Annotated in this window: 21 protein-coding genes and 2 pseudogenes; 10 read left to right on the top strand and 13 right to left on the bottom strand. The window is 54.1% G+C overall.

What is annotated here, in order from left to right; genetic code table 11:
• Positions 1-189 precede the first annotated feature (189 nt).
• From BM299_RS08900 to BM299_RS08910, 3 genes are all read right to left on the bottom strand, one after another.
• Positions 190-1,779: a long-chain-fatty-acid--CoA ligase gene (locus tag BM299_RS08900; RefSeq protein WP_092483155.1), complete on the bottom strand. Its 1,590-nt coding sequence runs from the start codon at positions 1,777-1,779 to the stop codon at positions 190-192.
• Between the two features lie 19 nt (positions 1,780-1,798).
• Positions 1,799-3,391 (bottom strand): long-chain-fatty-acid--CoA ligase, encoded by a 1,593-nt coding sequence (locus BM299_RS08905; RefSeq protein WP_131820628.1) that lies wholly within the window; start codon positions 3,389-3,391, stop codon positions 1,799-1,801.
• A 288-nt stretch (positions 3,392-3,679) separates the two neighbouring features.
• Positions 3,680-5,383, bottom strand: coding sequence for a sigma-54-dependent Fis family transcriptional regulator (locus tag BM299_RS08910; RefSeq protein ID WP_165608242.1), 1,704 nt, complete (start codon positions 5,381-5,383; stop codon positions 3,680-3,682).
• A 186-nt stretch (positions 5,384-5,569) separates the two neighbouring features.
• Between BM299_RS08910 and BM299_RS08915 the strand changes: the two genes are divergently transcribed.
• The 3 genes from BM299_RS08915 to BM299_RS08925 all read left to right on the top strand — a co-directional run bounded on the left by BM299_RS08915 (position 5,570) and on the right by BM299_RS08925 (position 8,299).
• Entirely contained in the window at positions 5,570-6,295 is a 726-nt protein-coding gene (locus BM299_RS08915) for an NAD(P)/FAD-dependent oxidoreductase (RefSeq protein WP_092483160.1), read from the top strand.
• Positions 6,296-6,300: 5 nt separating this feature from the next.
• The gene (locus BM299_RS08920; RefSeq protein WP_092483211.1) at positions 6,301-6,759 is read left to right on the top strand and encodes a hypothetical protein; all 459 of its coding nucleotides are present in this window, start codon (positions 6,301-6,303) and stop codon (positions 6,757-6,759) included.
• 151 nt (positions 6,760-6,910) lie between these two features.
• Positions 6,911-8,299 (top strand): S-layer homology domain-containing protein, encoded by a 1,389-nt coding sequence (locus BM299_RS08925; protein WP_092483162.1) that lies wholly within the window; start codon positions 6,911-6,913, stop codon positions 8,297-8,299.
• Positions 8,300-8,528: 229 nt separating this feature from the next.
• Here BM299_RS08925 and BM299_RS08930 read toward each other — a convergent pair whose 3' ends face one another.
• Positions 8,529-9,440 carry a dihydroorotate dehydrogenase gene (locus tag BM299_RS08930; RefSeq protein ID WP_092483164.1) on the bottom strand — a complete coding sequence of 304 codons (912 nt, stop codon included), beginning with the start codon at positions 9,438-9,440 and terminating at the stop codon, positions 8,529-8,531.
• Positions 9,440-10,228, bottom strand: coding sequence for a dihydroorotate dehydrogenase electron transfer subunit (locus BM299_RS08935; protein WP_165608243.1), 789 nt, complete (start codon positions 10,226-10,228; stop codon positions 9,440-9,442). The genes BM299_RS08930 and BM299_RS08935 overlap by 1 nt, the downstream gene beginning before the upstream one ends.
• A gap of 89 nt (positions 10,229-10,317) precedes the next feature.
• Between BM299_RS08935 and BM299_RS08940 the strand changes: the two genes are divergently transcribed.
• A complete protein-coding gene (locus tag BM299_RS08940; RefSeq protein ID WP_092483167.1) occupies positions 10,318-10,470 on the top strand; it encodes a peptidase in 153 nt (50 codons plus the stop codon).
• 220 nt (positions 10,471-10,690) lie between these two features.
• Here the strand turns inward: BM299_RS08940 and carB are convergent, their stop codons facing one another.
• The 6 genes from carB to BM299_RS08970 form a co-directional block, all read right to left on the bottom strand.
• Complete coding sequence (carB, locus tag BM299_RS08945; RefSeq protein WP_092483169.1) at positions 10,691-13,903, bottom strand: carbamoyl-phosphate synthase large subunit; 3,213 nt, start codon at positions 13,901-13,903, stop codon at positions 10,691-10,693.
• A 1-nt stretch (position 13,904) separates the two neighbouring features.
• On the bottom strand, positions 13,905-14,984 hold the full coding sequence (gene carA / locus BM299_RS08950; RefSeq protein ID WP_092483171.1) for a glutamine-hydrolyzing carbamoyl-phosphate synthase small subunit: 1,080 nt from the start codon (positions 14,982-14,984) through the stop codon (positions 13,905-13,907).
• A gap of 44 nt (positions 14,985-15,028) precedes the next feature.
• Positions 15,029-16,297, bottom strand: a complete 1,269-nt coding sequence (locus tag BM299_RS08955) for a dihydroorotase (RefSeq protein WP_092483172.1) — start codon at positions 16,295-16,297, stop codon at positions 15,029-15,031.
• Complete coding sequence (locus tag BM299_RS08960) at positions 16,281-17,222, bottom strand: aspartate carbamoyltransferase catalytic subunit (protein WP_092483213.1); 942 nt, start codon at positions 17,220-17,222, stop codon at positions 16,281-16,283. Before BM299_RS08960 ends, BM299_RS08955 begins: the two co-directional genes overlap by 17 nt.
• Before the next feature lie 253 nt (positions 17,223-17,475).
• The gene (pyrR, locus tag BM299_RS08965) at positions 17,476-18,024 is read right to left on the bottom strand and encodes a bifunctional pyr operon transcriptional regulator/uracil phosphoribosyltransferase PyrR (RefSeq protein WP_425429482.1); all 549 of its coding nucleotides are present in this window, start codon (positions 18,022-18,024) and stop codon (positions 17,476-17,478) included.
• 244 nt (positions 18,025-18,268) lie between these two features.
• The gene (locus tag BM299_RS08970; RefSeq protein WP_092483176.1) at positions 18,269-18,544 is read right to left on the bottom strand and encodes a YqhV family protein; all 276 of its coding nucleotides are present in this window, start codon (positions 18,542-18,544) and stop codon (positions 18,269-18,271) included.
• 117 nt (positions 18,545-18,661) lie between these two features.
• On the opposite strand from BM299_RS08970, the gene BM299_RS08975 reads away from it, so the two are divergent.
• From BM299_RS08975 to BM299_RS08990, 4 genes are all read left to right on the top strand, one after another.
• Positions 18,662-19,996, top strand: coding sequence for an MFS transporter (locus BM299_RS08975; RefSeq protein WP_092483215.1), 1,335 nt, complete (start codon positions 18,662-18,664; stop codon positions 19,994-19,996).
• A gap of 12 nt (positions 19,997-20,008) precedes the next feature.
• On the top strand, positions 20,009-20,209 hold the full coding sequence (locus BM299_RS08980; protein WP_092483178.1) for a hypothetical protein: 201 nt from the start codon (positions 20,009-20,011) through the stop codon (positions 20,207-20,209).
• Between the two features lie 292 nt (positions 20,210-20,501).
• Positions 20,502-20,705, top strand: coding sequence for a HEPN domain-containing protein (locus BM299_RS19955; RefSeq protein WP_245779703.1), 204 nt, complete (start codon positions 20,502-20,504; stop codon positions 20,703-20,705).
• A 60-nt stretch (positions 20,706-20,765) separates the two neighbouring features.
• Positions 20,766-21,089 (top strand): nucleotidyltransferase domain-containing protein, encoded by a 324-nt coding sequence (locus tag BM299_RS08990; protein ID WP_092483180.1) that lies wholly within the window; start codon positions 20,766-20,768, stop codon positions 21,087-21,089.
• A 42-nt stretch (positions 21,090-21,131) separates the two neighbouring features.
• Here the strand turns inward: BM299_RS08990 and BM299_RS08995 are convergent, their stop codons facing one another.
• Both BM299_RS08995 and BM299_RS19960 read right to left on the bottom strand, forming a co-directional pair.
• Positions 21,132-21,362 carry a hypothetical protein gene (locus tag BM299_RS08995; protein WP_245779704.1) on the bottom strand — a complete coding sequence of 77 codons (231 nt, stop codon included), beginning with the start codon at positions 21,360-21,362 and terminating at the stop codon, positions 21,132-21,134.
• Positions 21,363-21,391: 29 nt separating this feature from the next.
• Positions 21,392-21,547 (bottom strand): annotated as a pseudogene (locus tag BM299_RS19960) (hypothetical protein); the annotation flags it as partial.
• Positions 21,548-21,923: 376 nt separating this feature from the next.
• On the opposite strand from BM299_RS19960, the gene BM299_RS09010 reads away from it, so the two are divergent.
• Both BM299_RS09010 and BM299_RS09015 read left to right on the top strand, forming a co-directional pair.
• Positions 21,924-22,385, top strand: a complete 462-nt coding sequence (locus BM299_RS09010) for a hypothetical protein (RefSeq protein ID WP_131820629.1) — start codon at positions 21,924-21,926, stop codon at positions 22,383-22,385.
• 234 nt (positions 22,386-22,619) lie between these two features.
• A pseudogene (locus BM299_RS09015) lies at positions 22,620-22,925 on the top strand (IS1634 family transposase); the annotation flags it as partial.

The following is a 22,925-nucleotide window of genomic DNA, read 5'->3' on the forward strand; positions in this document are numbered from 1 at the left end:
CTCAATTTGACATAAAAAGTCTGTACAAGCGCTAAAAAGCGGCGCATCTCAAATTGATACCAATCTCATTTTGACACAAAGATACCCCGGGACCATAAAGCCCGGGGTGTCTTTATTGGCGGCTTTACATGTTTATACAATACAACGCCTGCGGGTCCGGCGGTACCCGCTGCGTTTAGAATCTATCTTCTACTCCCGCAGAAGGCGGCGAAGTATTTTGCCCACGGCGGATTTGGGCAGCTCGGCGCGGAATTCCACCCGGCGCGGGACCTTGTAGGCCGCCAGTTTGGTTCGGCAGTAGGAAATGATCTCCTCTTCCGTGGCCGTCTCCCCCTCCTTGAGTACTATGAAGGCTTTGACCGTTTCGCCCCGGTACGCGTCGGGCACGCCCACCACCACCGATTCTTTAACCTTGGGATGGGCAAACAGCACATCTTCCACCTCCACCGGGTATATGTTGTAGCCCCCGGCGATGATAACGTCTTTTTTCCGGCTGACAATACAAACATAACCCTCGTCATCCACTTCCACCACGTCGCCGGTTTTCAGCCAGCCGTCTGCAAATACGTTGACGGTTTCGTCCGGGCGGTTCCAGTAGCCCCGCATGACCTGCGGCCCCTTGACCCACATTTCACCGGCCTGGTGGAATGTGCACTCTTCGCCTGTATTGATATCGACGACTTTCATGCCCGTATCCGGTATGGGCAGACCGATGCTGCCCGTCTTCACCTTGCCGTTGACGGGGTTGCTGTGGGTCACGGGCGAGGCTTCCGACAGCCCGTAAGCTTCAACCACTTCCACTCCGGTCAATTTACGAAACGCTTCTTTAACTTCATTGGGCAGGGGAGCCGAGCCGCTGACGCAGGTATGCAGGCAGCGCAAATCATAATTACCGATTTCCTTGTAGTTGTTGATGGCAATCAGCATGGTGGGGCTGGCAAAATATACGCCCACCTTGTAATTATGAATGGCCTCGATGACCGCCTTCGGTTCGAAGCGCGGAAACAGGATCATGGTTACTCCCATATACACGGACATATTCATGATACAGGTCAATCCGTAAACATGGAATAACGGCAGCACGCCGATGACGCAGTCGTTGCCCCGGCGGTAGTTTTTCCCCACCACCTCCACCGTTTGCAATACGTTGGCCACCAGGTTGCGGTGGGTGAGCATACAGCCCTTGGACACACCCGTGGTGCCGCCGGTGTATTGTAAAAGAGCCAGGTCTTCGGGCCCGACGCCAATACGATCATAAGCCGCATCATACTTTTCCAGGATGTCTTTCAAATCCTCGGTGTCATCACCGGTGGAAACGGGTGTCCCGTCCATGTTGAAAGTAATGACATTTTTCAGGGATGTTTCGGCCCGAACATTTTGCACTTTGGGATAAAGATCGGCCAAACATACCAATGTTTCGCTGCCGGAATCGTTGAGCTGGTGTTCCAGCTCCCGCTCCACGTACATGGGATTGTGCTGCACCACTACGGCACCGGTTTTCAGGGTGCCGAAAAAGCAGATTACATTTTGCGGGCAGTTGGGCGCCATGATGGCCACCCGGTCCCCTTTGCGCACACCTCTGTCTTGCAAAAAAGTGGCAAAGCGGCTGGTTAAATCGTCCAATTCCTTGAAGGTTATTCCACGGTCAAAAAAGAGAATTGCATTGACATCCGGGTATTGCCGGGCGCTGTCCGCCAGAAATTGATGCACCGGTATTTCTGGATAATCCAAGGTACGCCGGGTGTCCGCCAGGTAATTGTTGAACCAAACCTTTTCCATAAGATAAAAACCTCCTAAATCATTCTGCATTTTGAAATTGCGCATTGGCCAGGCACAGGCGCTTGAATTGTTTGGCCAGCAGGCGCTTTTGCACCTTGCCCGTGGTTACCCGGGGCAGCTTGTCAATAAATACATACTCTCCGGGCATTTTAAAACCCGCCAGCTTGTCGCATTGCTGCAAATAATTTTTAATATCCCCCGGCGCCAGCGAAGGGTTTTGGCTTACTATGAAGGCTACGATTTCTGTTTCCCAATCAGCGATTTCCACACCCACCACCGCGGCTTCCAGCACATCCGGGTGTTCCAGCAAAACTTCCTCTATTTCCTGCGGGTAGATGTTGTCCACCCCGGAAAAAATGACATCATCCCTGCGTCCCGACAACCACAAATACCCATCCTCGTCAAGGCTGCCGATGTCCCCCGTGTGATACCACCCCCCGTACAACGCCTCCGCGGTCATTTCCGGCCGGTTGTAATAACCCTGCATCATACCGACGCCCCGCACGACAACCTCCCCACGCACCCCGGTTTCCACTGCATCCTGCGGGTCGGAAGGAAATGCGTCGCTGATACGTACCACCCTGATTTCATGGTTAATCAACGGCTTGCCCACCGAACCGGACTTACTTTCCTGCTCTTCGGGATAAAGCACCGTTATTACCGGTCCCATTTCGGTCATCCCGTACAAATGAATAATATCCGACCGAAAGACCTCCCGACACCTGGCCGCCAGCGCCGGCGGCATCGGCGCCCCCCCGTTGGCCAGCACCCGCAAATGGGGCAGGCGACAGTCAGCGGGGGCATGCTGCAGGATAGCCCGGCATTTGGCAGGGTCCGCGAACATAAAGGTAATTTTTTCTTCCTGCAAAACCTGCCAGACAAGTTGTGGGTCAAAGTTTTTCAATATAATGTTGGCGGCCCCCACATGCACACGGGGCAGAAAAAAACAATGCAGTTCGGCGGCGTGATACAGCGGGTCAATGGACAGCCCCCTGTCGCGATAGGTTAACTTCTGACATTCAATCATGCACATGCTGTGATCGACAATGTCCCGGTGGCGGTGAATCACACCCTTTGGTTTGCCGGTCGTCCCGCTGGTATAGATTATGGAATACCAGTCATTCTCCGAAACCAGGATTGCGGGTCGGTCATCACAAGCCACCCCGGTCAACTGATAGTACGGAAGCGCAAATTCCGGAGGCGCATCGTCAACGTAGATATAGTGTTCCACAGTCCTTATTTTAGCGCGCGCCCGGTCCACCCGTTTTTGTTCATCCGCCCCGAAAACAAGCACCCGGGACTCGGCATGGTTTAAAATAAAAGTTAATTCGGTGGCACTTAAATTACAATTAATCGGATTGAATACCGCGCCAATTTTTGCCGCCGCAAAAAGTGTGGAAACCAGCTCACCGGTGTTGCCCAAAAAGACTGAAACCCTGTCCCCCTTGTTGATGCCCAGTTTTAAAAGGGCACCCGCCAGGCGGTTTGCCTGAGCATCCCAATCCCGGTATGTCCAGCGCTGACCTTTGGCCGGATAAACCAGCGCCGTTCGGTGCGGGTATTTACCGGCCGACATTTCCAGCATATTGGCAATAGTATACGTTGCAACCACCCCTCTTTACAATCAGGTGCATCAGCATGCATCACCCGTGGCCGGGTCTTGCCGCCGGCTTAAACAATGCCCGCAAAGCCCAAACCCAATGAAATCAAGATTACAACTCCGGTTCACGTGTTTGAAAATTTAAAATTTCATTACTATAAAAACTATTGTCAATATTTATATGCAAGTCCAATACCAGCAATAATACGGGCACTGAAAGGCTCCCGGGCTGTTTTTTCTGCGCCACGGAAACAAAAAAAACGATGCTTTGCATCACCTGATGCATCGCCTCGCATCGCATCAAACACGCTGTTCATTTATTTTGATCACTTTGATATTATATTTCTTCATTTTTCTTACAACGGTGGACTGATGCACACCCAGCACTTCCGCCACCTTCCGGGTACTTTGCAGCCTCCGGTATAACTCTTCGATCAATTCTTTTTCCGAACCGCAGCCGTTTTCTCCCGCATTTAAGGTGCTTTTACCGCCCGACCGCAAAAAAACCGTGGGCAGGTCCCGGGGACCGATCGTATCGTGGGTATTGATCACCATCAAACGCTCAATCAAGTTTTCCAGTTCGCGCACATTGCCTGGCCAGTGATAGCGCGTAAGATACTCCATGGTCTCGGCGGAAATGCTTTTATTCAGGTGATACTTTTCATTGAATTTTCTCAGAAAGTGGATTACCAGGGCCGGAATATCGCTGCGCCGTTCCCGCAACGGCGGTATGGTAATGGGCACAACATGCAAGCGGTAATACAGGTCGGTCCGGAACCGGCCCTTCTTGACCATGGCAGCAAGGTTTTTATTGGTCGCCGCAATGATACGGACATCCACCGGCATCGGTTTCACCCCGCCCAAACGGGTGACCTCGCGGTCCTGAATAACATTAAGCAATTTGACTTGCAGCGCCAGGGGCAGCTCGGCAATTTCATCCAAAAACAGCGTTCCCTTATGAGCCAGTTCCAATAACCCGGGCTTTCCCTCCCGCCTGGCCCCGGTAAACGCGCCCGGTTGGTAACCGAAAAGTTCGGATTCCAGCAGGTTTTCCGGTATGGCTCCGCAATTAATCCTGATAAATGGTTCTGCCGACCGCCTGCCGGCCTTGTGAATCAACCTGGTGACCACATCTTTACCCACCCCGGATTCGCCCAGAATGAGGATGGTGGAGTCCACTTTGGCTACCCTGATGGCCAGATCCAGAATATTGCGCATCACCTGGCTTTCACAAACCAGAGTATGACCCAGGTATTTGGCTCGCAGGGTTTCCAGTTCCAAGTGATATATTTCCGACAATTCCCGGCTGGCGGCCACCTCCCTGCGCAGCTTGTTCAGTTCCGAAATGTCGCGACAGTTGATCACCACCTTGGTAGTTTTACGCTCGGAACTCCCGCGCACCGGGTTGGCCGTAAGGAGAAGTTCCCGGCCGTCTTCGAGTTGATACAACCGGGTAACTGCGTTGCTTTTTTCTATTGCTTGCCTGGCAAAATTTATAATTGACTCATTAACCTGCAGGCCCATTTTTTCAAAAGCCCGGTTGCGCTGCACTACAGTCCCGCTTTCATCCACCACAACGATACCGTCGTATGAGGAATTGATTACGGCATTAAGTTCTTCGTATAGCTCGGTGGTTTTACTGAACGCCCGAACCAGGTTGGTTCGGGTCATCATGGCCACCAGGGCGCCGCTCCGGTCAACCACGGGAAACCTGCCGATATGCTTTTCTTGCGCTATCTGCCATGCTTTTTCCGCCGGCATGTCCACGTCAATGCTGATAACATCTCTTTTCATCAAACAGCTGACCGCTGTTTCAGGGGCATAACTGTTGATAATGGCCCGGTATAAGTGATTTTTTGTAAAAATGCCGCTTATTTTACCGGCCCCGTCAACAACGGGCGCCCCGTCAATAAAATGGCGGGTAAACAGTTCCGCAGCCTGCTTGATGGTGTCACTTTCTTTCAAAGTAACAGGGTTGCCGGTCATAAATTGTGAAACTTTCATTAACATCACATCCCGCTAACAACGAATATATACACAATCCCTTCTTTTATATTTAGGCATAAGCCAATGATTTCCCTTTGTTTGAGAGTTAAGCCTTGTTTTCACCTGGTGAATAAATCTTTTGTTTGATTATTACGGCTATCAATAATACAATTGGAATATCAAAAGAGGCGAAGGAGGTATAAAATGGGTAAAGCGTACTTTAAGCAAAAATGCGGCCTTTATGCCATAAACATTGTGGCCGCCTGCGGCGTTTTCATACCTGAACAATTTGCCGGTCTGGGTAAAGCTGCGCAAGATTGCGGCGTTTTCAGGCTGAAACTAACCAGCCGGCAAACGGTGGTGGCGGTGCTGGACGAAGCAAAAGTGTCCTGCCTGGAACAACGCTTGACGGAACTGGGCCTGGCGGTTTCCCCCTACGGGGGCGCCGTGCGAGCCGTCAAGGCCTGTGCCGGCAACTCCGCCCTATGCCCCCGGGCGCTGGGCGACGCTCTTGACCTGGGTATTGAAATCCAGGAAAAATTCCTGGGCCGCGAGGTGCCAAAGGATGTCAAAATCGCCGTGGCCGGTTGTCCCCGGGGTTGTACCGACCCGCTGTGCGCTGATTTCGGAGTAGTCGCGCGGGGCGGAGGCACCTTCAATATTTTCCTGGGCGGGCGCAGCGGCAGCAGCAAGCCCCTCCATGGCAGCCTGTTGGCCGGCGGGGTGCATAAGGAAGGTGTCTTTAAAATATTGGAACACGTGCTTAAACAGTATGACGAGCTGGCCTTGCCCAAGGAACGCCTGGCAGTGACCGCTGCACGGCTGGGCTTTGAAGCCTTTTCACCACCGCCGGGTTTGCTGGGCGACAATAGCCCGCAGGAATCTGCAGATCAGGATTTTCTGGCATTTTTAAACGGAAAGGGGAAGTAATGGGCATGAGTAATCAAATCAGGACTACCGCGCATGTAGACCTGGAAGCCATGATTAAACCGCTGCAAAACATATGCAATGAGTGCGATTACAACGGTACGGATGACTGTAAGCCCGCCGCCTGCATGGCGGGGTTCGCCCTGCGCTCGCTGCAGTTTGCCAAACAAAAGGGCATCCTGGATATTCCCGGCGCGGTCCAGCATATCCCCCAGTCGGACATGAAACATTACTTTGCTGAAAACATTATCCCCGCCCTGGGTGAAACTTGCCGGCAGTGCAAAGAATGCCAGGACAACCATTCCCCGGATTGCGTCATCGCCCTGGCCCGCACTTGCCTGGAGAATACCATTCTGGAAGAAAACATTCATTACCCCGGCAGCGTATTCATGTATCTGGCCGCGCTGAGAAAACAAGACCAGGACATCGCGCAAATGCTGGCCGCGGAACTGCAAAGGAAAAAGTAAACCTCCACCTAAACCGGTGCCGGGTATTGAAATGTTGGAAAAAGATTATACAACATTCCAACGCCCGGAACCGGTTTTTTAGAAAACAAAGTGTCACAAATAACCCTTTGCCTGTGTTATAATTTTTAAAGATTTACAGGAGAAGTGAAATATGGAATTTCAGCCAATTAATCAACTAAAGGAGGAAAAAATGCGTATGAAACAAATCAACCGGATAACTGTCCTGGTTTTCGTTTTGCTTTTCAGCATCAGTTCCCTGGCTTATGCCGCGCCCCTGCAAAAATCCCAATTACTTGATGTGCTGCCCGGCGAGCCGGGCGCTGAATTAACCAGGGCCGAATTCGGCGCCATGCTGGTCAAGGCAGCGGACTTGCAGCACGGAAACAGTGTTGAAAAGTTACCTGCTGATGTGAATGCGGACGCCTGGTACGCGGACAGTATCAAAACTTTGTTATCCGCGGATATAATCAGGGGTTTTGCCGATGGGACCGTCAAACCCGATAAAGCCATCTCCCAAACCGAGGCCGTTGTCATGGTGGCCAGGGCACTGGGCCTGCCCCGGGTGGAACCCGCCCGCGCCGTTGGCGATAAAATTTCCCTGGCCGACAGCCACTGGGCCCATGATACTTACAGTTGGATGGTCAGCGAAGGTCTGGTAACCGGAGTAAACGCCAAGCAGACAATGACGCCGGACGCCGGGGCCGCATTACTGGTGAACGTGTTTGGCACCGCCGATGAGTGTGCGGAAATCAACGCCAAAATCGAAACAGCCAACAAAGACATTAAAAGCCTGCGCATGGCCGGAGATATGCAAATGCAAATGGATATGGGGCAGGCTCCGGATGTGCAAACCAAAGCAAGCATGCAAAGTGAACTGGTCTTAGATAAAGGAATGCATATGGTGATGGAAACTGCCGTTCCCGTCAAAGGAGAAGAAAAAAGCTTCACCGTGGAACAATACATGACCAACGAAGGTATATTTATGAACATGCCGGACCCAGCAACCAACAAAGCCTCCTGGAAGAGAATCCCGAAAGATATGCTTCCCAATATGATGGATTTGCTCAAACAGCAATCCAACCCGCTATCCGAGGAAATGAAAAAGATGTTCCACTTCAGATACCTGGGTGAGGAAAACCTCGGTGACCGGGAAGTCATCAAAATGGCATTCTACGGGGAAATAAAAGACTTCTCCCAAATGCTGGCTGCCCTGGGCCAGTTTAACAGTCAGTTGCAGCAAACCGTGAGCCAGGCCGGGGGTTTGTTGAAATCCGTAAGTTACCTCGGCAAAATGTATGTGGATAAGGAAACTTACCTGCCTGTGCAGGTCAAGAACTTTTCGGTAGTCACTTACGCCGACAAGTTCCAGGGGCAGCCCTTCCCCATCAAGTCCATCCGGGTGGAGTATGATTTTAAATACTCGGATTACAACCAGGAAATCAACATTACACTGCCGGAAGAAGCCCTGCAAGCTGAAGAACTGGATTTAACCCCGCCGGCTGACGTAAATGGGGGGCAATCACAGGAAGGAAACAAGTAAGGTAACCCATACCGGAAACAGCAAAGCCCGCCTGATGTCTTCGTAAATTCAGGCGGGTTTTTTATCCCCTCTGTGCGTCAGTATACCCAAAAGGGGACTGGTTCCGATAAAATGGGGACAGGCACCGATTCACATAACGAATCGGAGCCAGTCCCCATTTTACGGTCTATTATCGGCAGATCACACATGGGAAAGCGTTTAATATTTTTTGTAAGCACTATAAAAAATATCAAGCCCGGTGGGCCAGACCCACCAGTTCGCTTATGTCTGAAAAACCGTTTTCCCGCATATAGGTTTCAATGCCCTCCACTATTTCCACGGTGGCCCGGGGGTTGACGAAATTGGCGGTGCCCACCGCCACCGCCGTGGCCCCGGCCAGGATGAATTCCAGGGCATCCCGGGCCGTCATGATACCGCCCATACCCAGGATGGGCAGAGATACCGCCCGGTATACCTGCCAGACCGCCCGCACCGCCACCGGGCGCACCGCAGGACCGCTCAACCCCCCGGTGATGTTGCCCAGCACCGGCCTGCGCCTGTCCACATCAATAACCACCCCCAGCAGCGTGTTGATCATGGAAAGGGCGTCCGCCCCCGCTTCCGCCACCGCCTCGGCCATACCCACCAGGTCGGTCACGTTGGGCGATAATTTCACGATCACGGGCAGCCCGGTAACCGACTTTACCGCCCGGGTCACCTCGACCGCGGTGCGCGGGTCGCTACCAAACTGGATGCCCCCTTTTTTTACGTTGGGACAGGAAATGTTGATCTCCAGCCCCGCCACCCCGGGCACACCGTCCAGCCTGCGGGCCACCAGGGCATAGTCTTCCACGGTATCCCCGGCAATGTTCACGATCACCGGCACACCTAACTCCGCCAGGCGAGGCATTATCTCCCCGGCCACCCGCTCCACGCCCGGATTTTGCAGCCCTATGGCGTTGAGCATCCCGGACGGCGTTTCGACAATGCGCGGCGGCGGGTTGCCCGCCCGGGGTTTAGGAGTGGTACCTTTTACAATGATTGCTCCCAGCCGCTGCAGGTCAACATAAGGCTGGTATTCCAGACCGAATCCGAAGGTCCCCGAGGCGGTGGTCACGGGGTTTTTCATTTTAATCCCGCCCAGGTTTACCGACGTATTCATCACCAGACCACCTCCTCGGCGGCAAATACCGGTCCGTCTACACAGGTCCGGCGGTAGTTTTCCCCGCCGGCGGCTTCCCGCACCCGGCAGGCACAGGCCAGGCAGGCGCCCACGCCGCAGGCCATCCTCTCTTCCACCGAAACTTCACCCGGCACCCCGGCGCTTTCCAGCATACCGCAGACCGCCCGCAACATGGGCACCGGGCCGCAGGCGTAAATAAAACCGGGGTTTGCCTGCAATTCTTCAGACAGTAACTCCGTTACCGGTCCGCCGTGCCCGGCCGACCCGTCGTCCGTGGCCACGCGTACCGCAAAACCCAGCCTTTCCGTTTCTTCCTTGATCAACAGCCGGCCGGCGTTACGAGCGCCCAAAAGCACCTTGACCTGCCGGGCGCAGCCCTCCCGCGCCAGTTCCTGCAGCAAGAAGTACAGCGGCGCAGCGCCAATGCCGCCCCCCACCACAACACAGTTACGACGGGTCTGACCCGTCGTAAAGCCACGGCCCAGCGGCCCCATGACGTCGAGCAAGCCTTTTTTTTGCCGGGCCAGCCAGGCGGTTCCTTTCCCCACCACCTGGAACATAATCTTTACGGTACCGGCCTGCCGGTCCACGGCATGAATACTGATGGGGCGGCGCAGCAGCGGATCGCTGCCCTCCCCACAGCGAACATGTACGAACTGGCCGGGGCCGGCCGCCCGGGCCAGGCCCGGAGCATAAAATTCAATCCTACTCACACCGGGTACCGGTTCTGCGTGCCCGGTTATTTCAGCCTGTACAAGTTGGGACATTTGGCAAGCCCTCCAAAAAATTAATATATTTTTCATTGACATTTAACGTGCTTGCTGTATATTAATAATCAAAGGAAGGTGATGAATTAATGACGGACAGAGAACACGCCATCAGCGCACTGAGCGACATGATCCGGTCCAACAACGAAAAGGCGGAGAAAAACCAGGAACTTAAGGACTGGTTCAACAACCTCAACCGGGACCTGCTGCAAGCGATAGAAACCCTCAGAAAGGGCGCTTAAGGCAGGTCCGTTTTAATTCCCGCCAAATCCCCGGGCCGCCTGCCCGGTTAACATAAACCCCGGACGGATTCTTAAAAGCCGTCCGGGGCTTTTAGTTTAGTCGTCGACAGCCAGCCGCCGCCAGGCCGTATACTGACCACAAGAATTACAGCGGCGCGGCGCCTATGCCGCCCCCCACCACAATACAGTTACGACGGGTCTGACCCGTCGTAACCGGCCACTAATTCAGGTAGTCCTGCAGCGGAATCAGCGTTACGTCGGAGCCTTCCTTGAAATCGCCCAGCACTTCCAGGATGGCCCGGGCGGTGTCCAGGGAGGTCAGGCAGGGCACGGCCAGTTCCACGGTGGCCCGCCGGATGACAAAACCATCCCGCTCAGGTGCTTTCCCCCTGGTGAGCGTATTGATTACCAGGTGTATATCCCCCTTGCGCAACAAATCGTCTATATGCGGCGACCCTTCGCGCACCTTGTTGACCCGGGTTACCGCCACACCGTGTTCTTCCAGGTAACGGGCCGTGCCCGCCGTGGCGAAGATGTTGTATCCCAGGCCGGCAAAGCCTTTGACAATGGGTAACGCTTCTTCCTTGTCCTTGTCCGCCACCGTCACCAGGATGTTGCCCTGGCGCGGGAATACCACCCCGGAGGCCAGAAGCGCCTTGTACAAAGCCACTGGGTAGCTGGCGTCCACCCCCAGCACCTCGCCGGTGGATTTCATTTCCGGCCCCAGCGATATATCCACCTGCAGCAGCTTGGCAAAGCTGAACACCGGCGCCTTGACCCCCACTAATTTGGTTTCCGGGTATAAGCCGCCCCGGTATCCCATATCCGAAAGTTTTTGACCCATGATGATCTTGGTGGCCAGGTTGATCATGGGAATGCCGGTGATCTTGCTCATGTACGGCACCGTGCGGCTGGCCCGCGGGTTGACCTCCAGTACGTAAATCTGACCGTTGTACAGCACGTACTGAATATTGATCATGCCCCGCACATTCAGTTCCAGGGCCAGCCTGGTGGTGTAGTCCACGATCTGCTCCCGCACCGTGCGGTCCAGGTGGTTGGCCGGGTATACGGCGATGCTGTCCCCGGAATGTACGCCGGCCCTTTCCACGTGCTTCATGATGCCGGGAATGAGCACTGTTTCGCCGTCGGCGATGGCGTCCACCTCGATTTCCTCGCCCAGGAAGTACTTATCCACCAGCACGGGATGCTCCGGCGTCACCTTAACGGCGTTTTCCATATAGTTTCTCAAATCTTCGATATTATAAACAATTTCCATGGCCCGCCCGCCCAGCACGTAGGAAGGGCGCACCAGCACCGGGAACCCGATGTTCCGGGATATGGCCTCGGCCTCCGCCACCGAAGTGGCCGTACCCCCCGGCGGCCGGGGAATATCCAGGTCGTTCAGCATGGCGTCGAACCGCTTGCGGTCCTCGGCCCGGTCGATATCATCCATGGAGGTGCCCAGGATTTTGATGCCGGCCCGGTCCAAATGCCCGGCCAGGTTGATGGGAGTCTGCCCGCCGAATTGCACTATCACTCCCTCCGGCTTTTCCTTTTCCAGGATGTTAAGCACGTCTTCCGGCAGCAATGGTTCAAAGTACAGCCGGTCGGCGGTATCAAAGTCGGTGCTGACGGTTTCCGGGTTGTTGTTGATGATTATGGCCTCAATGCCCAACTCCTTCAGCGCCCATGTCGAATGCACCGAGCAGTAGTCAAACTCGATGCCCTGGCCGATGCGGATGGGCCCGCCGCCCAGCACCACCACCTTGCGGTTGCCGGTGGGCTCGGCCTCGTCTTCGCTGTCGTAACATGAATAATAATAGGGAGTTACTGCCTCGAATTCAGCGGCGCAGGTATCCACCATCTTGTAAACCGGCTCAACACCGTGCGCTTTCCGCAGCGTTCGGACTTCTTGCACCGTCACGCCGGCGGCCTGGGCCAGGTAGGCGTCGGCCATGCCCATTTGCTTGGCCTCCCGCAGCAGCCCGGCGGTCAGGGCCGCGCCGCCCTCCCGGCGCAACCTGTCCTCGAGCTGCACCACGTTATATATTTTATGGATAAAGAAGTAATCCATTTTTGTCAGGTTGTGAATGCGTTCAAACAGCATGCCCCGGCGCAGCGCCTCGGCCAGCACAAACAGCCGCTCGTCGTTGGCACGGGCCAGCTTTTGCTCGATTTCCTCGTCCGTAAGCCGTTCCAGGCCCGGATAAATCAAGCCCGGCACCCCGATCTCCAGGGAACGGACAGCTTTTAAAAGCGCGCCCTCCAGGGTGCGGTCGATGGCCATCACCTCGCCGGTGGCCTTCATCTGGGTGCCCAGGGTGCGGTCAGCCGCGGCAAACTTGTCAAAGGGCCAGCGGGGGAACTTGATTACGGTATAATCTATGGACGGTTCAAAACAGGCATAGGTCTTCCCGGTTACCGCGTTTTTAATTTCGTCCAGGTTCAGGCCGATGGCGATCTTGCTGGCTACCTTGGCAATGGGGTAACCGGTGGCCTTGGAAGCCAGGGCCGAAGAGCGGGACACCCGCGGGTTGACCTCGATGACATAATATTGATAACTATTGGGATCCAGGGCGTACTGGATGTTGCAGCCGCCCTCCACGCCCAGGGCGCGGATGATCTTCAGCGCCGCGCTGCGCAGCATCTGGTACTCCCGGTCGCTTAGGGTCTGGGTCGGGGCCACCACGATGCTGTCCCCGGTGTGAATGCCCATGGGGTCAAGGTTTTCCATGCTACAGATGGTGATGCAGTTGTCCGCCCCGTCCCGCATGACTTCAAATTCGATTTCCTTCCACCCCACCACGCTGCGCTCAATGAGCGCCTGGTGAATAATGCTGGCCTTAAGGCCCCGGGTGCAGGTGTCGATAAGCTCGTTCATATTGTAAACCATGCCGCCGCCGGTACCGCCCAGGGTATAGGCGGGGCGCACCACCAGGGGAAAGCCGATTTGCTTGGCAAATTCCACGGCTTCGTCCACCGATGATACGATGGTGCTTTCGGGCACGGGCTCATTGATCCGTTCCATGGTGTCCTTGAATTGCTCGCGGTCCTCGGCCCGTTTGATGGCGTCCAGGGGAGTGCCCAGAAGCTGTACGCCGTATTGCTCCAACACGCCCATCTCGGACAACTGCAGGGCCATGTTCAGGCCGACCTGCCCGCCCAGGGAGGGCAGAAAACCGTCCGGTTTTTCCTTGGCAATGACCCGGGTGACAAATTCCGGGGTGATGGGCTCGATATATATGCGGTCCGCCATGTTGGCGTCGGTCATGATGGTGGCCGGGTTGCTGTTGATCAGCACCACTTCCAGCCCTTCCTCCCGCAGCGCCCGGCAGGCCTGGGTACCCGCGTAATCAAATTCGGCGGCCTGGCCGATGATGATAGGGCCGGAGCCAACCACTAAAACTTTTTGCAAACCTTTTTTAATCGGCAATTTACTGTCCCTCCCCGCGCATCATGTCCATAAATTGGTCAAATATATAGTCGGAATCATGCGGCCCCGGCGACGCCTCGGGGTGGTACTGCACCGCGAACAAAGGCAATTGCTTGTGCCGAATGCCCTCCACCGTGTTGTCGTTCAGGTTGATGTGGGAAACCGCCACGTCCAGTCCCGCCAGGGAACCCGCGTCCACTGCAAATCCGTGGTTTTGCGAGGTAATGTAAACCCGCCCGGAATGCAAATCCTTCACCGGGTGGTTGGCGCCGCGATGCCCGAACTTCATCTTATAGGTTTTGGCGCCCAGGGCCAGGGACAGTACCTGGTGGCCCAGGCAGATGCCGAACAGCGGGTACCTGCCGACCAGCGCCCGTGTTGTCTCAACGGTGCCGGGGACATCCACCGGGTCGCCGGGGCCGTTGGAAAGCAGCACGCCGTCGGGTGCCAGCGCTCCGATCTGCTCCGGAGTGCTGGCGGGCGGAACGACAATCACCGTGCAGCCCCTGTCCAGGAGCCGCCGGACAATATTTTGCTTGGCCCCCAGATCAATCAGCACCACCCGCGGGCCGCTGCCTTCGATGGTGTAAGGTTCCGTAACGGCCACCTCGGCTACCAACTGCTGACCGCTTAAGTGCGGGCTGGTCCTAGCCTTTTCCACCAGTTCGTCAGTATCCACTTCCCCGGCGGCGATTACGCCCCGCATGGTACCGTAACTGCGCAGGTGCCTGGTAAGCGCCCTGGTATCCACTCCGCTGATGCCCGGTATGCCCTCCCGGGCCAGGTAATCGCTGATACGGTAACCGGCGCGCCAGTTGCTGGGATGGTCGCAGGCCTGGCGGACCACGAAACCGCGCACGAAAGATTTTTCGGCCTCGAAGTCTTCCCGGTTAATACCGTAGTTACCAATCAGGGGGTAGGTCATGACAACGATTTGCCCGCAGTAGGAGGGGTCGGTCAGTATTTCCTGGTACCCGGTCATGCCGGTGTTAAAAACGACCTCCCCCCATTGTTCCCCCGTGGCGCCGAAAGACCGGCCCGTAAACAGGGTGCCGTCTTCAAGTGCTAAAACAGCTTTCAATATGATACACCTCCGCAGTTTATTGCATGTATGTCTATTAAAATTTACCTTTCGTACTTTACTTTCCCCGCCACTATCGTCATCACCGGCAGGCCCTTCAACTTGCGCCCGGCAAAGGGGGTGTTACGCCCCTTGCCGGCGAAATGCTGCGGGTCCACCGTTTCTTCCAGTTCCGGGTCGATGACAGTGATGTCCGCCGCGCCGCCTTCGGCCAGGGTGCCCCGGTCGATGCCCAGCAGGCGGGCCGGGTGCAGGGAAAGTTTGGCCACCGCCTGCAGCGGGGTGAGAATGCCGGTGTGCACCAGTTCGGTCCAGACCAGACCCACCGCCGTTTCCAGCCCCACCAGGCCAAAGGGCGCAAGGTCGAATTCCACGTTTTTTTCTTCCACGGTGTGCGGCGCGTGGTCGGTGGCGATGACTTCGACAGTGCCGTCCGCCAGCCCCTCCCGCACCGCCTGCACGTCGGCTTCGCCGCGCAGCGGCGGATTCACCTTGGCGGCGGTGTTATACTCGGCCACCGCCCGGTCGGTTAAAGTGAAGTGGTGCGGCGCGGCCTCCGCCGTCACCGGCAGGCCTTTCTTTTTGGCCTCCCGCACCAGCGCCACGGAGCCGGCGGTGCTGACGTGGGCGATGTGCACCGGACAGCCCGTTTCCGCCGCCAGGATTATATCCCGGGCCACCATCACTTCCTCGGCGGAGGCGGGTATACCCTTCAGACCGAGGATGGTGGAATAATACCCCTCGTGCATCACCCCGCCTGCCGCCAGGTTTTTATCCTCGCAGTGCGATATAATCACCGCGCCCAGCATTTTACAGTATTGCAGGGCCCGGCGCATTACCCCGGCGTCCATCACGGGCCAGCCGTCGTCGGAAAAAGCCACCGCCCCGGCGTCCCGCATGTCCGCCAATTCGGCCATTTCCCCGCCCCGGCTGCCTTTGGTGACGGCCCCCACGGGGTATACATTGACCATATCTGCTTCAGCCGCTCTTTTTTTGATAAATTCTATAATAAAGCGGTTGTCGGCCACCGGATCGGTGTTGGGCATGCAGGCCACCCCGGTGAAACCGCCCCGGACGGCCGCCGCCGCGCCGGTGGCAATGGTTTCCTTGGCCTCGTACCCCGGCTCCCGCAGGTGCACGTGCATGTCCACCAACCCGGGCGCCACTATTTTACCGGATGCATCAATCACCCGCGTCGTTTTGTCCGCCTTGAACGGACCGCTGACCAGCCCGTCCCGTATATATACATCAGCCGTTTCGTCCCTGCCGGAAGCAGGATCGAGCACCCGCCCGCCTCTAATAATCATTTTCATGCCGGTCACCTCCCCCGGTTAACAGGTACAGCAGGGCCATGCGCACCGCCACCCCGTTGGTCACCTGCTCCTCGATCACCGCCGCCGGCCCGTCGGCAATATCCGACGCTATTTCCACGCCGCGGTTCACGGGCCCGGGGTGCATCACCAGCGCGTCTTTGCGCGCCAGGGCCAGGCGTTCCCTGTTCAAGCCGTACAGCCGGGCGTATTCGCGCAGCCCCGGAAACAGTCCCTGCTGCTGCCTTTCCTTTTGGATGCGCAGCATAATGACTACATCCACGTCCACCAGGGCCTCTTCCAGGTTGTAATATACCCGTGCGCCGGTTTCCTCCAGGCCGGGCGGCACCAACGTCGGCGGGCCGCATACCCGTACCTCGGCCCCCATCTTGGTAAAACCCCAGATATCGGACCGGGCCACCCGGCTGTGCAGTATGTCACCCACAATCAGCACCCGCAGGCCCGCTATTTCCCCCCGGCGCTCCCGTACCGTAAACAAGTCCAACAGAGCTTGTGTCGGGTGTTCGTGCGCCCCGTCCCCCGCATTGATCACCGCCGCCTCCACCGTCCCTGCCAGCAGCTGCGCCGCGCCGGCCATGGGGTGGCGCAGAATGACCACGTCGGCACCCAGCGATTGGATGGTGCGGGCGGTGTCGTACAGGCTCTCGCCTTTGGCCACGCTGCTGGAGGAACTGGAAATGTTTATGCTGTCTGCGCTCAGGTGCTTGGCCGCCAGTTCAAAGGAACCACGGGTGCGGGTACTGTTCTCGTAAAAAAGATTAACCACCGTGCGCCCCCGCAGGGTGGGCACTTTTTTTATCGGCCTGGAAATAATCTCTTTCATGGGTACCGCCGTATCCAGCAAGAAATTGATCTCCGCGGCGGTAATGTCTTTCAAACCCAATAAATCTTTGTGTTTAAACAAGATAAGAATACCCCCTCCCAAAAAATAAGACCTCCCCGGGTTTATACCATAAACCCGGCGGAGGCCGGCAGGGCATTTTTCCGGTTTCCCGTTAAAAAAACTCTTTGTAACACCTGTTAAGTATTTATTTTTGCGAGTTTTTATCAGGGACAACCGGGCCGGGGCATAACTTCAAGCATTATCAACCTACCCCGGTTCGCTTTCAGCCTTCCCTTGCCAGCCTCACGGGACCGCTTAAAAGGACACGCTAAACAGATTATGTTTTTTCCATGATTACCACTTCATCCACTCCGTCTGTTTCCTCCAGGTGCACCGCCACCGACTCACGGCGGGAAGTGGGTACGTTTTTGCCCACATAGTCCGCCCTGATGGGCAGTTCCCGGTGCCCCCGGTCAATCAGGGCCGCCAGTTGAATATTGCGGGGCCGGCCCAAGTCGATAACGGCATCCAGGGCAGCCCGAATGGTGCGACCGGTAAAAAGGACATCATCAACCAGAATCACTTTTTTACCTTTGATAGGAAAATTAACTTCCGTTTGCCTGACCACGGGCTGGTGGCTCAGGGTGGACAAATCATCCCGGTACAAGGTGATGTCAAGTATACCCACCGGCACCCGGCTGCCCTCAATGGCCCTGATTTTTTCGGCCAGCCTTCGGGCCAGCGGCACCCCGCGCCGCCTGATGCCGATCAGCACCAGGTCTTCCGTGCCTTTGTTGCGCTCAATGATTTCATGAGCTATGCGGGTCAGGGCGCGCCTGATCCCGTCTTTATCAATTATCCGGGCTTTTTCCTTTAAATTTGGCAAATTGATATCCCCCCGGCTGAAAATGGCATTAAAAAAACCTGCTTTCCGGTAAGCAGGCATAGATAGACATACTTTGAGCCCTTGCTGGCATATCCATGTACCCTTACCGGCCTCACGGGACCGCTTTAAAGGTTGTTGTAAGATTTAATTCATACTACCAGATACCAGGTTTCCAGTCAACCCGTTATTTAAATATGGTAAAATTTTTTATATTTATACAATTTACCCGAATGTTTATTCACTTTCAAAGCTTGTTGATCCCCAGAAATATCAGCGTCACCCCCAGCAAGATGGAGGCCATGCCCAGGGGTGATACCTTGCCGGCCAACCCCACCAGCCCCAGGGTGGTAACGGTGATCAGCACGGCGGGGCCCACCAGGGCCAGCACGGCGTTTATTTTAAAGGCCGTTTCCACCCTGTTGAAATAAAGCATTAATACAGCCGCCGTAAGTTCAACGACGGAGGATAAAAACCGTACTGCCGCCATGGACATGACTATTTTATCAAAGGAAAAAAACAATTTATTCCCTCCCCGCAATTAACTATTTTTTCTTATGCGGGGAGGGGACATAAAATGCATACCGCTTTGGGACAAGAGGCAAAATATCCATGTTCACAGAAAGGACGTGAAATTCTCATGGGGGCGAAAGCCGGAACTGCCGCGCTGGCCGCCATAGCCGGCGTGCCGTTTATCATGGTGCTGGGGAATTCAATGCTTATCCCGGTGCTGCCGCAATTAAAAGCAGCCCTCGACCTCAGCCAGTTAAAGGTCAGCATGATTATTACGGCGTTTTCCATACCCGGCCTGCTCATTCCCCTGGCCGGCTTTTTGTCCGACCGCATCGGTCGCAAAAAGGTAATTATTCCGGGCCTGATTTTATACGGCCTGGGTGGCATAATAGCCGGACTGGCCTCTGTTTTCCTGCAGGAAAAAGCATATACCTGGATTATTGGCGGGCGCATTATCCAGGGCATCGGAGCGGCAGGCACCACCCCCATCGCCATGGCCCTCACCGGCGACCTGTTTGCAGGGCCCAAACGCAGCAAGTCACTGGGGGTGGTGGAGGCCGCCAACGGGCTGGGCAAGGTGCTCAGCCCGGTGCTGGGCGCGGCCCTGGGCCTGATCGCCTGGTACGCCACTTTTTTGTTTTTTCCGGCCGTTATCGTACCCATTGTCCTGGGCATCTGGTTGCTGGTCAAAGAACCGGACGGCAACCGGGCCACCCAGAGCATATCCCGGTACATGCAGGCCATAAAAAAAGTGTTCGCCAGAAAATCGGCCATGCTGCTGACCGTTTTCCTGGCCGGCATGACCGCACTGTTGATACTGTTCGGCATTCTGTTTTTCCTGAGCGACTACCTTGAAAAAAGCGTGGGCATTTATGGCATCTTAAAGGGTGCGGCCCTGGCCGTACCCGTCCTGTTTATGAGCATTACCTCATTTATCACGGGTATGCTCATTAAAAAGAAGGTCAAGTTAATGAAATGGCTGGTGGTAACCGGCCTCGGACTGGTAGCCGTATCGCTGGTGTCGCTGAACCTGTACCAGAATGTTTATTTCTTTTTTGCCGGCATTTCTGTCGCCGGTATCGGCACGGGCCTTCTGCTGCCCTGTTTAAATACCATTATCACCGGTACGGTGGATTCCGAAGAAAGAGGCCTGGTCACTTCAGTGTACGGCAGCGTCCGCTTTTTGGGCGTGGCCGCCGGCCCCCCGCTGTTCGGGTACCTGATGGACATCGGCAACGCCTACATGTACTGGAGCGGTGCCGCCCTGGCCGGTTTGGCGGCTCTGGCCGCCCTGTTCTTTATCCGGGCCGGTGACCTGGTGGGCCAGCAGAGAGACAAGGCAAAGCAGACAGAGCAGACCGGCTACCAGGCCGTTAAAACAGAATTTGTATTCGCCCCGGCCCGCAAACCCTTGCCCGGCCGGAACAAGCCCGGCAAAAGAACCTCCAAATCCCATAATTGAGGAGTCCACCTTATGCATAAACCACATACACATGAAAAAACCCCGGTCATCACAGTGGCGAACGAGGTTTTTAACTTGCACACCGCCGATCATGATGGTTCACCAACGCCGTCGTTGATGATGGCACGGGCTTCGTCCAAGGTATTGGCGGCGAATAATTCTTGGGTGTATGCAGCCGGCTGGGATAAGAAAAGCCCTCCGCCGATGTGGTAGCCGGGGGAGGGTCCGGACTTTGCTTTAGTTCGTTAATTTTTTAACGCACCGGGGGACAGACCCCTTTTAGGAAAATCTGGAAGGGCGCCAAGCCCTTCCGGATTTTCCGAGCGTAGCACTTGCTATTATAAATAAAATGGTGGTAAAATATTGAAGAAGATTTAGTTATTATTAAAGGGATGCGTGGTCACTCTTGAAAGCACAATCTTCTGTATGGCTAGAAATAGCAGCTGATGATATAGATGCTGCAGAGCATTGTTTTAATGGCAAAAATTATCTATGAGCTTTGTTTATGTGCCAACAAGCTGTGGAAAAAGCCATAAAAGCTCTTTATTTTGAAAAGACCGGGGACACTCCTCCAAAAAAACACGACTTAATATCTCTGGCTGGTGCTGCTAATATACTTAATGCATTGGATGATAAAACTCAAGATCTTTTACGCCGCCTTTCAATATACTACATTGAGACAAGATACCCAGATAAGAAAAGAGCTTGAATTAAAATGCACATATGAATATACGGAAGAATTATTGGCAGCAACAAAGGGGGTCATTGAATGGCTAAAAAACAAGTTGAGATAATAATAAAAGAATATATCAATGCCCTAAAAGCAAAAAAAATTCGGGTCGAAAAGGCCATACTTTTTGGTTCTTATGCCTGTGGCCAAGAAAACAAAGATAGTGATATTGATATTGCGATAATTTCACCTGATTTTGGCCAAGATTACTTGGAAGAAGCTGTCATGCTAAAAAAAATTAGTGAATCCATAGATCTAGATATTTCGCCCAGACCCTATTCTACCGAAGAATATAAAAAAGTTAGTCCTGGCCAGTTTTTACATGACGAAATAATTAATAAAGGTAAAAGTGTTGAGGCTTAATTAAAAGCCCCGTCTGTTAAGTTGTGAATTCTTGATTTTATTCTACAATTCCATTTCGATGCGGTCGGCATCGCCGTTATAGGCCACACCCAGGTCGGCCCCCTGCTCCAGCACCACCCGGCGCAGGTCGACCAGGTTGGCGGTTTTAACCGGGTCGGGCTGGTGATGGGGAAAGGCGGGGTCGGGATCACAGTACAGCTGGGTGAAGTCCACCCCAAAGACCCGCATTAATTGTTCCGCAAAGAAGCCCGCGGTACCGTTCCCGCAGTCCACCACCACTTACTCCGGGCATAGGTATACTTTTACTCCTTCTCCTTCGCCACCGCAACCTCGTCAAATGCAGTCGCCAGGTCACGCAAAGTTGCCTCTTCGAAAGCTCTGCCGAAATCATCGTCGAACCTGACAATATCGTCTTCCTCCAAGTACTCGCCAAGCTGCACTTCGATTACTTCCAGCAAAAAAGACTACTTGTATAGTAGTCCCTTCAATTTCTCAACATACGTATATGGCAGCTTAATTTTTCCCATTAGAATTTCACCGGTATTTCCACCGTGGCAATCAGACCCTCCAGTGATAGCCAGGTTAAGACTTTCAGCAACAGCCTTGTCCCGCTGTACATCTTCTTCCGTGCTTGGTATGCCAGACTTCAACACCCTGCAATCCTCTGCCGGCCAGGTACCTGATATCAAAATCATCCATTTTGACGTTCTTTTAAAAAAAACCGGGATGAGCCAGTACAGCTATACCACCGGTTTCCCTTATTAACTTTATTGCTTCCTCAGGACTTATTTCATACCGCTCAACATACGCTTTTCCACCATTTCCTATTATCATATGAGCGAAAATGTTCATACCTATGCCCGCTATATCTATCCTTACAATGATGCGAAGATGAAAGCGTGGGCCGAAACGATCATTGCGAGCATTGAGGCTGGAAAGGTAGATGATGCGTTGGAGGCAATCCCTTCGATCAATGAATCAAAATTACCTACAGGCGTCCCAAATCTGTATACGTACCTTAGCAATAATCGCAACCGCATGAATTACAAAGAACTGGAACAACGGGGATTCAAAGCAGGAAGCGGTGCGATAGAGAGTGGGAATAAAAAAGTCATCCAACAGCGGATGAAACAATCCGGTATGCAGTGGGGAGTGGAAACCGGCCAATTCATCGCCTCTTTACGTGCAAAATATGCGAGCAATCGTTGGAGTGAGATAGAGAAGGTTCTAGCAGCAGTTTACGAATTATCGAAAGTTATTTCCAGTTTTAATGATCGCATGGGTCACATTTTTTAACAAAAACTGTTTATTTCCAGGGCCGAATTAGCTGGTACGGAATAACATTTATGGTACTTATGAAGCAGAAAATGTATTACCCTACTCTATAATTATATTTCAATCTTTAACAGTCCAAATGACCCATGAAAATACCCTAAAATATTGACTTTTTTCATTTATTGGCAGGATTTTTACTCTTCTTGGGCGAAGTATGTATTACCCTACCATATTTCACCCGGGAGGTATGCCCAAGTGGCCTCAATCATTAAAAAGAAAAAGAAGAATCAGTTTTATTATTATATTGTGGAAAGTCAACGGGTTAACGGCAAGCCCCGCATTGTCTGGCAAAAATACCTGGGAAAAGTAGAGGACATTGCGAGGGCTATGAGTAACCCTGAACAGTTAACTCCACCGAAACACGCTAAGGTCTTTGAATTTGGAGCAGTTGCTGCTCTACTAACAGTGGCGGAACAACTGAAAATTGTCGAAACCATTGATAACCACATACCCAAAAGAGAGCAGGGCATTAGCGTCGGTGAATATATGTTAATTGCAGCC

The sequence above is a fragment of the Desulfoscipio geothermicus DSM 3669 genome (assembly GCF_900115975.1).
GTDB lineage: Bacteria > Bacillota > Desulfotomaculia > Desulfotomaculales > Desulfallaceae > Desulfoscipio > Desulfoscipio geothermicus.